Below are 15,712 nucleotides of genomic sequence, written 5' to 3' on the forward strand. Positions count from 1 at the left end.
GACTTACTTGTCGGCTCGCAGGATGGAGGCTAGCGCTGTGTTGATGTAGTAGTTGCTGCGCCCGATCTTCTGCTTCTGCACAAAGCCGCCTTCGGCCAGCGAGTCGAGATACTTGGTTGCCGTGAGGCGCGAAACCTGCAAGTCGCGCTGCACGAATTCGATCTTCGTGTACGGGTGCATGAAGAGGTTGTTGATCAGGTCCTGGCTGTAGAACCTATAGCTATCGCGAATGCGGTGCTTGTAGTCGAACAACGCCGACTTGATCGCGTTGATGGTTTCAATGGTCTGGCCGGCGGTCAGCTCCACTGCCTCGAGCAGGTAGAGCACCCAGTCCTCCCATGCATCGTCATCTCGCACGGCCTGCAGCAGCCGGTAGTAGTCGGCCTTCGTTCGCACGATGTGACTGCTCAGATAGAGCACCGGGATGTCGAGCAGGCGTTCTTTCACCAGATAGAGCACGTTGAGAATTCGTCCCGTGCGTCCATTGCCGTCGTAGAACGGGTGGATGCTCTCGAACTGGTGATGGATCAACGCCATCTTGATCAAGGGATCGACGGCAAACAGATCGGCCTCGTTGGCGAAGCGTTCCAGCGCCCGCATCAGCGTCACGATCTCATCGGGATCCTGCGGGGGCGTGTAGACAGTTCGGCCGGCTCCGTCTCTCAGCGCCGTCCCCGGCAGCTTGCGAAACCCCGCGTTGTTTCTTTCGAGCTCCGACTGAATCTGGATGACGTGATTCGATGTAATCAAGCCGCTTTCGCGCACTTGTTCGAAGCCCACGCGCAAAGCTTGCCGGTATCGCAACACCTCCTTGGCCGCTGGATTTGCGAAGGCCTCGGGTAGTACGTCGTCCTTGAACAACTCGTCGTGCGTCGTGACGATGTTTTCGATTTCCGAACTGTCTTTGGCCTCCTGCAGCCCAAGGGTGTTGATCAGGATTCCTTGATTGGGGATGGCTGCCGCAATCCCCTTGAGCTCGGCCAGTTGGCGGCTTGCGCTCGCGAGCTTTTTCAGAATCGCAGGCGTGTCGAAGCGGGCGGGGTCGAGCTGATCAAGAGGCGCAAGCGTGTGCATAGGAATTGAGAGTTTTCATGCATGTTAGGCCTGACATGTATAGAAAACTCGAATTTCTATACATGTTGATGCTCGCATGTCTAGAAATGCTCTAAAACTGCACACCGATCACCGATCACCGATCACCGATCACCGATCAGCGATCAGTCAATCCGATCGCAAACAGCTCGTCCACCAGCCGCCCCGCCAGTTCCGGCTCTACCGGGTCGCCTCCGAACACCAGCCGGAACACGATCGGCGCGATCAGGTGATCGATCACCTGCTGCGGCTCGGGCGCGTGCTCGCCACGGGCGCGCGCCTGTTCCACCAGCGCCAGCGCTTCCTTGCGGCGGTTGCGCAGGCAGTCGGTGTCCGAATCGCCGTTGGCCAGCGCGGCCGCGGCTTTCAGCAATGAGGTGTTGCACGGCTTGGCCAGGTGCTCGATGAGTTCGCGCGCCCAGGCTTCCAGGTCCTGGTGCAGGGTGCCGGTGTCCGGCAGGGGGCGGTTGGGGTCCAGCCGATGGGTGGCCGTTTCGGCCAGCAGCCCTTGCAGGTCGCCCCAGCGGCGGTAGATGCTCGACGCGCTGACGCCCGCGCGCTCCGCCACGGCCGGCACGGTGACGCGCTCGCGGCCCTGCTCGGCCACCAGTTCTTCCAGCGCGGTACGCACCTGCGCCTGCACCTGCGCGCTGCGGCCGCCAGGCCGCTTGTTGGGGAGGGTGACGTCGTTCATGTTCGGACTTTAACGCAAAGATATTTGCTTTAGATGGTTCTCGAGTCTAGAATCACAAAAGCAAAAAAAGTTGCATTAAGGATTCGACATGCCGTCCACCTGCCCAGACCTCGCAGTCGCCACTGCCGACATCGCCGTCCGCGCCAAGCCCCGGCGGCTGCCGGGGAACGTGGCGTTCCCGTTGCTGGCGGCCGTGCTGTTCGCCTTTTTCTTTGCGGCCGCCGCGCCATCGCCGCTGTTCGTGGTGTTCCAGCACGCCTGGCATTTCTCGTCGTCGTTGCTCACCGTGGCCTTCGCGATCTACGCGATCGCGCTGCTGATCTCTCTGCTGGTGGCGGGCTCGCTGTCCGACCACATCGGACGGCGGCCGGTGGTGCTCGGGGCGCTGGCGCTGCAGGCGGTGGCGATGGGGCTGTTCCTGCTGGCGCAGGACATCGGCGGGCTGATCGTCGCGCGCGTGGTGCAGGGCGTGGCCACCGGCGTTGCGAGCGGTGCGCTGAGCGCGGCGGTGGTCGAGGCCGCGCCGGCATCGCGCAAGCGGTTGGGCGCGTTGATCACCAGCGTGTCGCCGATGGCCGGCCTTGCGCTGGGCGCGCTGCTGACGGGCATGGCGGTGAAGTTCTCGATCCAGCCCGTGGCGCTGGTGTTCGGCGTGCTGGCCGGGGTGTTCGCGCTCGGCGCGGCGGTGGTGCTGTGGATGCCCGAGACGGTGACGCGCCGCCCCGGCGCCTGGGCTTCGCTGGTGCCGCGCGTGTCGATCCCGGCGCGGGCGCGTGCCGAGTTCGCGCGCGGCCTGCCGGTGTTCGTCGTGGTATGGGCGCTCGGCGGGTTGTATCTCTCGCTGGCGCCGTCGCTGATGCTGCATGTGTTCGACGTCGACAACGGGGTGGTCAACGGGCTCACCGTGGCGGTGCTGTCGGGTGTAGGTGCGATCGCGCCGACGGTGCTGGGGCGCCTTGCCGCGCCGCGGCCCGCCATCGTCGGCATGGCCAGCATCGCGGTCGGGCTGGTGCTGCTGCTTGCGTCGCTGGCCACGCGCTCGCTCGCGCTGTTCTTCGTCGGCACCGCGGTCGCGGGCGTGGGCTTCGGCGGTGCGTTCTCGGCGCTGGTGCAGACGCTGGCGCCGCTGGCGCAGTCGCACGAGCGCGGCGAACTGTTCGCGGCCATCTTCGTGGTGAGCTATCTCGCGTTCAGCCTGCCGGCGATGCTGGCGGGCTTCCTCGTCAAGCCGCTCGGCCTGCTGGCCACGGTGGAAGGCTATGCCGCCGTGCTGCTGCTGATTGCAGCCTTCGGCGTCTGGAACTACTGGGCGGTACTGCGGAAGGCGCCTGGGGCTTGAGCCCCGGCGTTGGCTATGCGCGGCGCGCGGCCAGCACGGCGCGCGCCGCTTCGGCAAACCCCGTGCCGCGCTCCCCCTGCGTCACGTAGCGCGGCAGGTGCGCCAGTTGCGGCACGAAGCGCGCCACATTCGCCACGCCGATGCTGTGCGCGAAGGTGTGGAACATCAGCTGGTCGTTGGTGGAATCGCCCACGTAGGCCCAGCGGTCCATTTCGTCGTCGAGCGTGCGGCTCCACAGCTCGCGCACGATCCAGCGCGCGCCTTCGAGCTTGTCGTTGTCGCCGTGCCAGCCGTTGATGTGGATGCTGCTCACCGTGGCGTGCATGCCTTCGCCGCGCATCAGCGCCACCACTCGCGCGACGGTGGCGTCGTCGAGCTGGACGAACTCGCTGTGGTCGATGGCGATGTCGGTCTCGCGGCCCGGCGAGTCGGTGGCGCGCGCAGCGCCCGGAATTTCGCGCTCGATGCGCGCCAGCACGGCCTGCATGCGCGCGAAGTTGGCGCGCGCGTGGCTGCATCCTGCTGGTAGCGCTTCTCGACCTCGCCGCCGGCGGCAGGCAGCAGCGCCACCGCACCGTTCTCGGCCACGATGGCATCGACCGGCCAGGCATTGACGAAGGGCAGGCTCCAGCCCACCGGTCGGCCCGTGATGGCAACCACCGAGAGGCCCGCGGCCTTGAGGTCGGCCAGCGCCTGCAGGGCGTCCGGCGTGATCGCGCCCTCGCTGGTCAGCGTGTCGTCGATGTCCGTGAAGATGCCGACCAGCGCGCCGCGCGCCGATGCCTCCCAACGGGTCAGCGGCAGCAGGTGGTTAGGCGAAGCGGGCAGGGAAGACGGCGCGGACATGGCGTGCAAGAGAGGGCTGATGAGGATGAGGGGAGGCGTGATCGTAGCGGCGCTTTTCGTGTAGCATCCCGCCCCCGCCGCGCATCGAGCCCGGCGCGGCGCCCTTCATGCCTCACATCCTCGTCGACAACCTCCTCAAGACCTACCGCATCTCCGAGCGCGACCCCGGCGTGATGGGCGCGCTGCGCGGGCTCGTGCACCGCCGCCATCGCACGGTGGAGGCGCTGTCGGGCGTGTCGTTCTCGCTTGAGCGCGGCGAGCTGCTGGGCTTCATCGGGCCCAACGGCGCGGGCAAGTCGACCACCATCAAGATCCTCGCGGGCATCCTGCGGGCAGACGGCGGGCGCGTGGAGATCGACGGGCGCGACCCCTTCGCCGACCGCGAGCGGCACGTGGGGCGCATCGGCGTGGTCTTCGGCCAGCGCACGCAGCTGTGGTGGGACCTGCCGGTGGGCGACGGCTTCGACCTGCTGCGCGACATCTACCGCGTGGACCCCCTGCGCTACCGCCGCACGCGCGACGAGCTGGTCGCGCTGCTGCACCTGGAACGCGTGCTCGACCAGCCGGTGCGGCAGCTGTCGCTGGGCCAGCGCATGCGCGCGGAGATCGCGGCGGCGCTGCTGCACGAGCCCGACATCCTGTTCCTCGACGAGCCGACCATCGGGCTCGACGCGCCGTCGAAGCTGGCGGTGCGCGACTTCGTGCGCCGCGCCAACAAGGAGCGCGGCACCACCGTGCTGCTGACCACGCACGACATGCACGACATCGAGGCGCTGGCGCAGCGCGTGATCATCATCGGCCACGGCCGCGTGCTGGCCGACGGCCCGGTCGAGGCGCTGCGTGCACAGGTGATGGCCGAGCGCCGGCTGGTGGTCGACTTTGCGCAGGACGCGGCGCTGCCCGCACAGGTGGAAGGCGCCAGGGTGCATTCGCGCGACGGCCAGACGCTGGTGCTGGACTTCGACCCGGCGGTGACGACGGCGCCCGCGCTGATCGCCCGCATCGCGGCCGGGCATGCGGTGGAAGACATCCGCCTGGAGGGCCTGGCCATCGAGGCCGTCATCGCACGCTTCTACGCGATGCACGGAGCGGCCGAAGCGTGACGACGGCCCTGCGCAAACTCGCGCGCCCCTATGTCGCGGCATTCGCTTCGCGCTTCCTGCAGATGCTGCAGTACCGCACGGCCGCGCTCGCGGGTTTCGGCACGCAGTGCTGGTGGGGCGGCATCAAGGTGATGGTGCTGGCCGCCTTCTACAGCGGCGCGTCGATGGCCGGCACGCCGATGTCGTTGACGCAGGCGATCACCTACAGCTGGCTCTCGCAGGGCTTGCTGGTGCTGGTGCCGTGGCTCGGCGACCCTGAGGTGGCCCAGGCCGTGCGCACCGGCGCGGTGGCCTATGACCGCCTGAGGCCGGTCGATGCCTATGCGCTGTGGTTCGCGCGAAGCGCGGGCTGGATCGCGGCGCGCGTGTTGCCGCGCGTGGCGTTGATGGCGGCCTTCGCGGGCATCGCGCTGCCGCTGGCCGGACTGGGCGATTGGGCCTGGCAGCCGTCGGCGAGCTTTTCGGCGGCTGTCGCATTTCTCGCGTCCGCGGTGCTGGCGTTGTTGCTGTCCACGTCGATGGTCATGCTGCTCAACATCGCGGCGACCGCGGCGCTCAACGAGCGTGGCATCAACGCGCTGGCGGGGCCTGTGGTCATCGTGTTCTCTGGAAACCTGCTGCCGCTGGTGCTGTTGCCGGACGCATGGCAGACGGCGCTGCTGCTGCAGCCGTTCGCGGGTGTGGTCGACATTCCCGCGCGGATCTATTTCGGGTTGATGAGCGGCTGGCAGGCCATGGCTGGGTTGGGGCTGCAGTCGTTCTGGATCGTGGTGCTGGTCGTGTTCGGCCGCATGGCGATGCAGCGCACGATGCGGCGGCTGGAGGTGCAGGGTGGTTGAGGTGCGGTCTTTGTGTTCGGGTTGTTCGGGGCGCGATCGTTCAGAGCACTGGTTGATCGGCGAGCACGACGGCAGCGTCCACTGTGCGCACGGCGCCGGGTGGCTCCCGCAGCGAAATAAAGGAGGAGCCCGAAGGGCGGGGGACATTCGCGGAGGGAGCTACCCGGTGGCCTGCGCACGCACCCAGAACACACGCAAAGCAATTCGGAGCCACTGAACAAATGGGATCGCTCCGCCTCCTCATGAGGCTCATCGCAGCCTCCCTCAGCGGCCAGGCACGCTATCCAGCCTCCGCGCTGATGCTGACCACGGGCCAGTTCCTCGGCACCGGCATCGAGGTCATCGCAGTGTGGGCACTGTTCCATCGCTTCGGTGAAGTGCAGGGCTGGCATCTCGGCGAAGTTGCGCTGTTCTACGGGCTCGTGAACTGCATGTTCGCCGTGGCCGACGCGCTGGGGCGCGGCTTCGACACGCTCGGCACCGAGTTCCTGCGCACTGGCGCCTTCGACCGTTTGCTGCTCCGCCCGCGCCCCGTGGCGCTACAACTGATGGGGCACGACTTCCGCATCAGCCGCGCGGGCCGCCTGTTGCAAGGCATTCTGGTGCTGGTGTTCGCGACGGCGCAGGCCAACATTGCCTGGACGCCGTCCGCCGTGGGCATCGCGCTGTTCGCACTGGCCGGAGGCGCGGCGCTGTTCCTCGGCATCCTGGTGCTGCAGGGCACGCTGTCGTTCTGGACCGTCGAAAGCCTGGAGATCGCCAACGTGCTCACCTACGGCGGCGTACAGGCCGCGCAGTACCCGCTGGCGCTGTATGCGCAGTGGTTCCGGCGTGTGCTGACATTCATCGTGCCGCTGGCCTGCGTGGCGTACTACCCGGCGCTGGCGATCCTGGGCAAGCCCGATCCGCTCGGGGCGCCCGCGTGGATGGGGCTCGTGTCACCGCTCGCGGGCTTTGTGTTCCTCGCGGCGGCTTTCGGCGTGTGGCGCTTCGGGTTGCGCCACTATGCGTCGACCGGGAGCTGATCCGGACCGGGTGCTCAGCCCGCGCTCTGCAGCGCCAACCCCGCATGCTCGCGCAGCGGATGGAAGTGGATCTTCGGAAAGCGCTCCTGCGCCAGCCGCACGTCGTACGGCGACGTGCACAAGAAAGCCAGCGTGTCCGCCGCGTCCTTGGCCATGCGCTGCGGATAGGCGTTGACGAACTCGCGCAGCTCGGCCGGGGTGTCGGCGGTGATCCAGCGCGCGCCGGTGTACTGGCAGCCTTCGAGCCGCACGTCGGCGTCGTACTCGGCCTTCAGGCGGTGCTGCACCACTTCGAACTGCAGCTGGCCGACGGCGCCCAGCAGCATCGGGCCGCCGATCTCGGGGCGGAACACCTGGATGGCGCCCTCTTCGCCGAGCTGGGCCAGGCCCTGCTGGAGCTGCTTGGTGCGCAGCGGATTCTTCAGTATCACGGTCATGAACAGCTCGGGCGCGAAGAAGGGCAGGCCGGTGAACTGCAGGCTCGCGCCGTCGGTGATGGTGTCTCCCAGCTGCACGCCGCCGTGGGTAGTGAAGCCCACGATGTCGCCCGCGTAGGCCTCTTCGACCGCCTCGCGGCGCTGGCTCATGAAGGTCACGACGCTGGTGGGGCGAAGTTCCTTGGCGGTGCGCTGCACCTTGAGCTTCATGCCGGGCGTGTACTTGCCCGAGGCCATGCGCACGAAGGCGATGCGGTCGCGGTGGTTGGCATCCATGTTGGCCTGCACCTTGAAGACCACGCCCGCGAAATCCTTGTCCTCGGGCTGGATCTCTTTCACCACCGGCTGGCGGTTGACCATGGTGGTGCTGGTGCGCGACTGCGGCGAAGGCGCCAGGTCGACCAGCGCGTCGAGCACTTCCATCACGCCGAAGTTGTTCACGCCGGAGCCGAAGAACACGGGCGTCTGCTTGCCGGCCAGGAAGGCCTCGCGGTCCCAGGTGGGCGATGCGCCGGTGGCCAGCTCCATGCTTTCCATGGCGGTCTCGAAGTCGGCGCCGAAGCGCTTGGCGAGCGTGTCGCGCTCGCTCAGCGGAATGGTCTCGAAGTCTTGCGGCAGCCGCTCGCTGCCCGACTCGAACACCGTCATGGCCTGCGTGCGCAGGTTCATGATCCCGCGGAAAGTCTTGCCCTGGCCCACGGGCCAGGTCATGGGCACGCAGGGCATGCCGAGTTCGCGCTCCACTTCGTCGAGGATGTCCAGCGGCTCGCGCACTTCGCGGTCCATCTTGTTGACGAAGGTGATGATGGGCGTGTCGCGCTGGCGGCAGACCTCGATCAGCCGGCGCGTCTGCGCTTCAACCCCGTTGGCCGCGTCGATCACCATCAGCGCCGAGTCGACGGCGGTGAGCACGCGGTAGGTGTCTTCCGAGAAGTCCTTGTGGCCGGGCGTGTCGAGCAGGTTGATGACGTGGTCGCGGTACAGCATCTGCATGACCGACGAGGCCACCGAGATGCCGCGCTGCTTTTCGATTTCCATCCAGTCGGAGGTGGCATGGCGCGAGGCCTTGCGCGCCTTCACCGAGCCGGCGATCTGGATCGCGCCCGAGAAAAGCAGCAGCTTTTCGGTCAGCGTGGTCTTGCCGGCGTCAGGGTGGGAAATGATCGCGAAGGTGCGACGGCGGCGGGTTTCGGCAACAAAAGACAAGATGGGCAATCGGGCAGGGGAATGCCGCGATTTTAGAAGGGCGGGGATTTCCGCCCGCCGGCCGGCGCAAAGCGCCCGCGAACGCCAGTGCTTCCTTACTTGCGCTGCAGCATCTTCGTGACTTCATCCACATTGGACTGGATGCGCTGGCGCACCAAGTCGAAGGCGTCGGCCTGCGACTTGGCGGCGAGGTTGGCCAGCTCCTTGATGTCGTCGATGGCGCGCTGGAACGACTGGCGCCCGAGCTCGTCGAGCCTGGCGAGGTTTTCCTTCGGATCCTTGCCCGGCATTTCCTTGGCGGCGGTCTGCCATTCGGTGATGGCGTGCTTGATCATCTCGGTCTGCCGCTGCACCACGGTCTGCAGGCCCTGGTAGGACTTCTCGTTGGCCTGCATCAGCGCCGCCAGGTCCTTGCGGCCGCTTTCCAGCAGCTTGCCGGCGCCACCTGTCAGGTTGAGGTTCTGCAGCCGGTCGGCCATGCCCTTCAGCGGATTGAGCATGTCCGCGGCAGTCGGCGCCGCCTTCTTCGCGCTGGCGGTGCTGTCGCTGCTGCTACTGCTGGCGGTGGTCTTCTTGGCGGCGGCTTTCTTGGCTGTGGCCATGGTGCGGAATCTCCTGTGACGGTGAACGGATGGATGGCGAGGACCGGCCGGACGGCAAAAGTCCATCGCCACGATACGCCGCACCGGCATGCCGCCGCGAAAAAAATGCCTGCGGGATTTCCCTTGGATGGCTTACATCGGCGGCGCGAAGCCGTTGCGGCCCGCGGTCACGCGCAGCGCCGTGGGCGTGCCGTTTTTTTCCTGCGCGTTCACCATCACCTTGGCGCCGGGCACCAGCAGCGCCTCGGTGCCGGGCCGGAACGTGACCACCGGCACGTTGGGCGGCACGATCACGGTCTTCTCGCCGCCCTTGTAGGTCAGCCGCATCTGCTGGCCGCCGCGCACCGACTTCGGCGCCGCGGCCAGGTCGGCGACGGTGGCGTTGGTCATGGTGCTCTCGGGCATCAGGTCCCAGGGGCGGTGGCCTTCGCCGGTGCCGCGCGCGGCCTCGGGGAACACCACCACTTCGATCGCCTTCTGCGTGCCGTCGGCCTGCGGCATGGCGGCCGTGCCGACGAAGCTGCCGCGCTTGATGTCGGACAGCTTGATGCGATAGACCTCCGACACCGGCATGTCCGCCGGCCGAGCGAGCGAGACGACTTCGCCGCCGCGGTCCTGCACGACGAGCGTCGTCGCGTCGACGCGGACGATGGTGCCTCGGATGCGCACGGGGTCGGCGGTCTGGGCGGATGCGCCGGTGGGCAGCGCGGCGAAGCCCAGGCTGAGGACCGTGGCGGCGAGCAGCGCCCGGCGGTTGTGGGACAGGAAGATCTGCATGTGTGCTTTCGGCGGAGTGGGGGTCGGGGCAATGTACGCCGCGGCGCCGGAATCTGCTGGCGGCCGACTTAGGCCTGAATGAGCAAGGGCCGCATGCCGGTGTTGCGGCATGCGGCCCCGGGGCGCCTGACGCGCCGGTGCGTCAGTCGATCAGGCCGATTTCAAGCGCGCCGCCGGTGGCCGGGCTGCGCGCGCCGACCATCGCGAACAGCTTGCTGCTCTGGCTCGAGAAATGGAAGGTCGAGTTGGGGAACCCCACCGCCCGCATGTTGATCGGGCCGGCGACACCCATGGAGCCCAGCGTGGCGTTCAGCGTGCCCGCCGTGCCGTCGGGAAGCACACGGGTGCGCGCATAGCTCGATGCGTCGACGGCCGTGCTGCCCCAGCCGCCGTTGGCGGCGCCGCCGCGCGCGGTGACCGTGGGCCAGGCCGCGCGTTCGGGCAGGCCGATGCGGAACACCGACGTGGTGGGCGTCGAGGGCACGACACCGGCCGAGAGATAGACGTTCTCGTTGCCCACCCGCGCGATCGCGAAGCTGCCGTGGTCCAACGGGTTCGCCACGTTCACGATGTTCCAGGTGTCGACGGTGGCGCCCGGCGACACCGTATAGGTCAGCAGCGTTGCCGCGGGGCAGGTGTCGATGCGGTAGATCGTGCTGTTGTTGCACAGGTAGAGCGTGGTGCCGCCGCTCGCAACCTGGATCTGCGTGATCGACGAATCGCCGGTGGTCGCAGTCAGGTTGATGCCCAGCCGGTTGTAGACGCCGTCGAGCGCTGCCTGCGTCTTCACCAGCGCGCGCGATGCCACGAAGGGCCGCACGCCGTAGCTCGCCGGCGTGACCTGCGCAACCGCGAACGGGAACGATCCGACCACCGTGTCCGCGGCCAGCCGGAAGCGCGCCGTGTTCACCGGGCTCGTGATGCGGCTGCTGTCGAACACGAAGCTGCCGGCCTCGGCCGTGTCCTCGGCGAAGCTGCCCGAGGCGACGGTGCCGGCTTCGTCGGTCATCTCGTAGCGCTTGCTGTCGAGGTTCAGCGCCAGCGTCTGCCGCGTGCCGTTGGTGGCGTAGACCTTGTAGCGGCCGTTGCGCGCATCGGGCGCCGCGCCGGGGTCGATCAGGTTGAGCTGCAGGTAGCCCTGCGTGTTCGGGTTGCGCGCGCCGACGAGCACCGAGAGCAGGCCGTTCTGCATGGCGAAGTACTTGCTCGTGCCGCTGCCGTTGACGAGCCGGATGCCTTCGGGCTGCTGCGCAAACGTGCCGCCCACCGGCATCGTCAGGCTGCCGTAGGTGCCGTCCGTGCCGGTGGACGTGCGCACCGAGTTCGCGGTGTCGATCAGGTTGCTGCCCCAGCTGCCCGTGGTCGACGCGCCGACACCTCGAGTGGTGGGCCAGCCGGAGGACTCTGGCAGGCCGATGCGCATGAACTGCATGGCCGGCGCCAGGTTGACGCCCCCGGCGAGATAGACGTTCTGGCCACCGATTCGCGCCATGCGGAAGTTGGCGACGTCGCTGCTGTTGGTGACGTTGGTGCCGACCCACGTGTCGTCGGCGCCGGCCGCTACCGCATAGGTGCGCTTCGAGGCTGCCGGGCAGAGATCGATCTTGTAGATGATCGCGTCGTTGCACATCTCCAGCACCGTGCCGCTGCCCGAGAGGCGCATGGCCAGCAACGTCGAGTCCTGCGCGCCGCCGGGGCTGCGCGTCACGCTGAAGCGGTTGTAGGTGCCGTCCAGCAGCGCCGCGGTGTTGACGAAGTCGCGCGCCGCCACGAAAGGCTGCGCCGCGTAGGCCGCGTAGGCCGCGGGGCTCGAGTACGCCGTCTGGAACGGGAACGCGCCGACGACAACGTCCGCCGCCACGCGAAAGCGCGCCGTGTTGGCGGCCGTGGTGATGCGGCTGCTGGCGAAGACGTAGGTGCCCGGCTCGGTGAAGTCTTCGGCGAAGGTGCCGGCCTCGGCCGCGCCGAGGTTGTCCGTCATCGTGTAGCTGCCGGCGTCGAAGTCGAGCGCCAGCTGCTGCTGGGTGCCGTTGGATGCATAGACGCGGTAGGTGCCGCTGCGCGCGTCGGCGCCGGCCAGTGCGGCCTTGCTTGCCCGGGCCGCCGGCGCGGACTCGGGCGTTGCCGCCGGGGCCTGCGCCTGCTGCCCGGCATCCAGGCCCGCCAGCGGCAGGCCGCCGCCCGCGCCGCCACCACTGCTGCCTCCGCCCCCGCAGGCCGCCAGCAAGGCGGCCAGTCCACAACCCGCGAGATATCTCGTCATCCTCATGTTGAGCCCTCTTCTTTGTCTGATGGGCCCGGCAGCGAGCCGGCTGGATACTGAACCGAACCTGAGCAAATCGTAAAAAGCGGGGGCTTTAACGTTGAGGCTGGCAAATGTCAGCCGAAGACGGCAGAAGATGGTCGAAATTGGTGCAAATCCCCGAGGTTGGCGCGGCCGCTCGCCCCGTCTACAATGCCCCGTCCCGAGGAGCGTTGCAGCGCCGCCAGGCGTGAGGCTCGGATCCACATCGCAACCACGCTCACCCGCTGTTCTCGCGGTGAGTCCTTTTCCCCGAACGCAGTGGCATCTTTCAAACCAGTTTTGTTGGAGTTCTCATGAGCGCTGTTCTCAAGCCCACCCCCGTTTCGACCGCCGACCAGGCGATCGCCGACCTGTCCCTCGCTGCCTGGGGCCGCAAGGAAATCCGCATCGCGGAAACCGAAATGCCCGGCCTGATGGCCATCCGCGAAGAGTTCTCGAAGGCGCAGCCGCTGAAGGGCGCGCGCATCACGGGCTCGCTGCACATGACCATTCAAACGGCCGTGCTGATCGAGACGCTGCAGGCCCTGGGCGCCGAAGTGCGATGGGCCTCGTGCAACATCTTCTCGACGCAGGACCACGCCGCCGCCGCCATCGCCGAAAAGGGCACGCCGGTGTTCGCCATCAAGGGCGAGTCGCTGAAGGACTACTGGGACTACACCCACGCCATCTTCGACTTCGGCCCCAAGGGCTCGAAGGGCGAAGGCCCGAACATGATCCTGGACGACGGCGGCGACGCCACGCTGCTGATGCACCTGGGCCAGCGCGCCGAAAAAGACCAGAGCGTGCTGGCCAACCCGACCAGCGAAGAAGAACGCATCCTGTACGCCGCCATCAAGGCCAAGCTGGCGGTCGATTCGACCTGGTACACCCGCAAGTCCGCCGAAATCATCGGCGTGACCGAGGAAACGACCACCGGCGTGCACCGCCTGAACGAAATGTCGGCCAAGGGCACGCTGCTGTTCCGCGCCATCAACGTGAACGACTCGGTCACCAAGAGCAAGTTCGACAACCTGTACGGCTGCCGCGAGTCGCTGGTGGACGGCATCAAGCGCGCGACCGACGTGATGATCGCCGGCAAGGTCGCTTGCGTGGCCGGCTACGGCGACGTGGGCAAGGGCTCGGCACAGGCGCTGCGCGCGCTGTCGGCGCAAGTGTGGGTCACCGAGATCGACCCGATCAACGCCCTGCAGGCCGCGATGGAAGGCTACAAGGTCGTGACGATGGAATATGCAGCCGACAAGGCCGACATCTTCGTGACGACCACGGGCAACAAGGACGTGATCACGCACGACACCATGGTCAAGATGAAGGACCAGGCCATCGTCTGCAACATCGGCCACTTCGACAACGAGATCGACGTCGCCTCGATCGAGAAGTACGAGTGGGAAGAAATCAAGCCGCAGGTCGACCACATCACCTTCCCGGACGGCAAGAAGATCATCCTGCTGGCCAAGGGCCGCCTCGTGAACCTGGGCTGCGGCACGGGCCACCCGAGCTTCGTGATGTCGTCGTCGTTCGCGAACCAGACCATCGCCCAGATCGAGCTGTTCACCAAGCCCGACGCCTACGAGGCCGGCAAGGTCTACGTGCTGCCCAAGCACCTCGACGAGAAGGTCGCCCGCCTGCACCTGAAGAAGGTCGGCGCCATGCTCACCGAGCTGACCGACGCGCAGGCCGCCTACATCGGCGTGGACAAGAACGGTCCGTACAAGCCGGACACGTACCGCTACTGATCGACAGCGCATGCGCGCCGATCAATTGCTGGTGGAGCGCGGCCTGGCCGCGTCGCGTTCGCAGGCCGTGCGGCTCATCGCCGGCGGCATGCGCTGGCGCGACGCGGGCACGAGCGACGCGTGGCGCAACGTCGCCAAGAACAAGGACGAAGTGCCCGAGTCGGCCGAGCTCGAGCTGGTCGACGCGGCCGAGGCGCGCTATGTGTCGCGCGGCGGCCTCAAGCTCGAAGGCGCGCTGGCCGCGAGCGGTGTCGATCCGGCCGGCAAGCTGTGCCTCGACGTGGGCCAGTCGACCGGCGGCTTCACCGACTGCCTGCTGCAGCGCGGCGCCACGAAAGTGGTGGGCGTCGACGTCGGCCACGGGCAGCTGCATGCGAAGCTGCGCGAGGACGAGCGCGTGGTGCCCATCGAGGGCGTCAATGCGCGCGCGCTGTCGCCCGACGACCTCGGGGAAGAGGGCGAGTCGCGCTTCGACCTGATCGTGGGCGACCTGTCTTTCATCTCGCTCACGCTGGTGCTGCCGGCGGTGGTCGGGTTCCTGGCGGACGACGGCCGCCTGCTGATGCTGGTCAAGCCGCAGTTCGAACTGCAGCCGGGCCAGGTCGGCAAGGGCGGCATCGTGCGCGACGAAGCCATGTATGCGGTGGTCGAGAAGCGCCTGCGCGACGCCTGCGAGGCCCTCGGGCTGCGCGTGCTGCAGTGGTTCGACAGCCCGATCGCCGGCGGCGACGGCAACCGCGAGTTTTTCATTCACGCCGTGCGCGCTGTTCACGCGAACGGTTCCTAAGGAGACGCAGGTGCGCCTTCCGCTGAGTTTCGAATTCTTCCCGACCAAGACGCCCGAAGGCGCGGTCAAGCTGCGCGCCGTGCGCCAGCAGCTGTATGCGCGCAAGCCGCAGTTCTGCTCGGTCACCTACGGCGCGGGCGGCTCCACGCACCAGGGCACCTTCGGTGCGGTGCAGGAGATCCTGTCCGAGGGCGTGGACGCGGCGAGCCACTTCTCGTGCATCGGCGCCACGCGCGCCACGGTGCGCGAGCAGCTCGCCGAGCTCAAGGCCATGGGCGTCAAGCGCCTGGTGGCGCTGCGCGGCGACCTGCCGAGCGGCTACGGCATCGGCGGCGAGTTCCAGTATGCGAGCGACCTGGTCGCCTTCATCCGCGAGGAGACCGGCCGCGACTTCCACATCGAGGTGGCCTGCTACCCCGAGATCCATCCGCAGGCCCGCTCGCCCGAAGCCGACCTGCAGGCCTTCGCCGCCAAGGTGAAGGCGGGCGCCGATTCGGCGATCACGCAGTACTTCTTCAGCCCCGATGCGTACTTCCGCTTCGTCGACGACGCGCGCAGGCTGGGGCTCGACACGCCCATCGTGCCGGGCATCATGCCGATCACCAGCTCGACGCAGCTCATGCGCTTCTCGGATGCCTGCGGCGCCGAGATCCCGCGCTGGATCCGCCTGCGCCTGCAGGGCTTCGGCGACGACACGGCGTCGATCAAATCCTTCGGCCTCGACGTGGTCACGGACCTGTGCGCGCGCTTGGCTGAGGGCGGCGCGCCGGCTATGCACTTCTACACGATGAACCAGTCGACCGCGACGCTGGCTCTGCTGGAGCGCCTGGATTGAGAGGGCGCGCGGTCGGGGTGACGGCAGCGTCGCTGCGCAGCGTGCTGCACGCGGCCCTCGTGGCCGCGACCTGCGCACTCGTGGGCTGCGCC

General features: G+C 67.7%; 13 protein-coding genes, 1 pseudogene and 1 riboswitch. Of the genes and pseudogenes, 7 read left to right on the forward strand and 7 right to left on the reverse strand.

All coding sequences use genetic code 11. From position 1 onward, the window contains the following. Positions 1-3 precede the first annotated feature (3 nt). Positions 4-1,074 carry a Fic family protein gene (locus tag ACQY8B_RS00315; protein ID WP_422084881.1) on the reverse strand — a complete coding sequence of 357 codons (1,071 nt, stop codon included), beginning with the start codon at positions 1,072-1,074 and terminating at the stop codon, positions 4-6. A gap of 136 nt (positions 1,075-1,210) precedes the next feature. Continuing rightward, a complete protein-coding gene (locus tag ACQY8B_RS00320; RefSeq protein ID WP_422084882.1) occupies positions 1,211-1,786 on the reverse strand; it encodes a TetR/AcrR family transcriptional regulator in 576 nt (191 codons plus the stop codon). A gap of 88 nt (positions 1,787-1,874) precedes the next feature. Between ACQY8B_RS00320 and ACQY8B_RS00325 the strand changes: the two genes are divergently transcribed. After that, complete coding sequence (locus ACQY8B_RS00325) at positions 1,875-3,125, forward strand: MFS transporter (RefSeq protein ID WP_422084883.1); 1,251 nt, start codon at positions 1,875-1,877, stop codon at positions 3,123-3,125. A gap of 13 nt (positions 3,126-3,138) precedes the next feature. Here ACQY8B_RS00325 and ACQY8B_RS00330 read toward each other — a convergent pair. After that, positions 3,139-3,971: pseudogene (locus ACQY8B_RS00330) on the reverse strand (HAD-IIB family hydrolase). Positions 3,972-4,078: 107 nt separating this feature from the next. Between ACQY8B_RS00330 and ACQY8B_RS00335 the strand changes: the two are divergent. From ACQY8B_RS00335 to ACQY8B_RS00345, 3 genes are all read left to right on the forward strand, one after another. Beyond that, entirely contained in the window at positions 4,079-5,074 is a 996-nt protein-coding gene (locus tag ACQY8B_RS00335) for an ABC transporter ATP-binding protein (protein WP_422084885.1), read from the forward strand. Positions 5,075-5,136: 62 nt separating this feature from the next. Then, positions 5,137-5,913, forward strand: coding sequence for an ABC transporter permease (locus ACQY8B_RS00340; RefSeq protein ID WP_422089124.1), 777 nt, complete (start codon positions 5,137-5,139; stop codon positions 5,911-5,913). A 221-nt stretch (positions 5,914-6,134) separates the two neighbouring features. Beyond that, positions 6,135-6,938, forward strand: coding sequence for an ABC transporter permease (locus ACQY8B_RS00345; RefSeq protein ID WP_422084886.1), 804 nt, complete (start codon positions 6,135-6,137; stop codon positions 6,936-6,938). Between the two features lie 14 nt (positions 6,939-6,952). On the opposite strand, the gene ACQY8B_RS00350 is transcribed toward ACQY8B_RS00345, so the two are convergent. From ACQY8B_RS00350 to ACQY8B_RS00365, 4 genes are all read right to left on the reverse strand, one after another. Next, positions 6,953-8,581: a peptide chain release factor 3 gene (locus tag ACQY8B_RS00350; RefSeq protein WP_081269679.1), complete on the reverse strand. Its 1,629-nt coding sequence runs from the start codon at positions 8,579-8,581 to the stop codon at positions 6,953-6,955. 95 nt (positions 8,582-8,676) lie between these two features. After that, a complete protein-coding gene (phaP, locus tag ACQY8B_RS00355) occupies positions 8,677-9,183 on the reverse strand; it encodes a TIGR01841 family phasin (RefSeq protein WP_422084887.1) in 507 nt (168 codons plus the stop codon). Between the two features lie 132 nt (positions 9,184-9,315). Continuing rightward, a complete protein-coding gene (locus ACQY8B_RS00360) occupies positions 9,316-9,960 on the reverse strand; it encodes a hypothetical protein (RefSeq protein WP_422084888.1) in 645 nt (214 codons plus the stop codon). A gap of 142 nt (positions 9,961-10,102) precedes the next feature. Next, complete coding sequence (locus ACQY8B_RS00365) at positions 10,103-12,229, reverse strand: hypothetical protein (RefSeq protein ID WP_422084889.1); 2,127 nt, start codon at positions 12,227-12,229, stop codon at positions 10,103-10,105. A 192-nt stretch (positions 12,230-12,421) separates the two neighbouring features. Then, a riboswitch (S-adenosyl-L-homocysteine riboswitch) is annotated at positions 12,422-12,491 on the forward strand. 67 nt (positions 12,492-12,558) lie between these two features. Here ACQY8B_RS00365 and ahcY point away from each other — a divergent pair. From ahcY to metF, 3 genes are read left to right on the forward strand one after another with little or no spacing between them, the layout of a single operon-like run. After that, positions 12,559-13,998: an adenosylhomocysteinase gene (ahcY, locus tag ACQY8B_RS00370; protein ID WP_422084890.1), complete on the forward strand. Its 1,440-nt coding sequence runs from the start codon at positions 12,559-12,561 to the stop codon at positions 13,996-13,998. Between the two features lie 10 nt (positions 13,999-14,008). Then, on the forward strand, positions 14,009-14,785 hold the full coding sequence (locus ACQY8B_RS00375) for a TlyA family RNA methyltransferase (RefSeq protein WP_422084891.1): 777 nt from the start codon (positions 14,009-14,011) through the stop codon (positions 14,783-14,785). Between the two features lie 10 nt (positions 14,786-14,795). Then, a complete protein-coding gene (gene metF, locus ACQY8B_RS00380) occupies positions 14,796-15,620 on the forward strand; it encodes a methylenetetrahydrofolate reductase [NAD(P)H] (RefSeq protein WP_422084892.1) in 825 nt (274 codons plus the stop codon). Positions 15,621-15,712 lie beyond the last annotated feature (92 nt).

Origin of the sequence: Variovorax sp. (assembly GCF_965279555.1) — a bacterium.
Lineage (GTDB): Bacteria > Pseudomonadota > Gammaproteobacteria > Burkholderiales > Burkholderiaceae_C > Variovorax.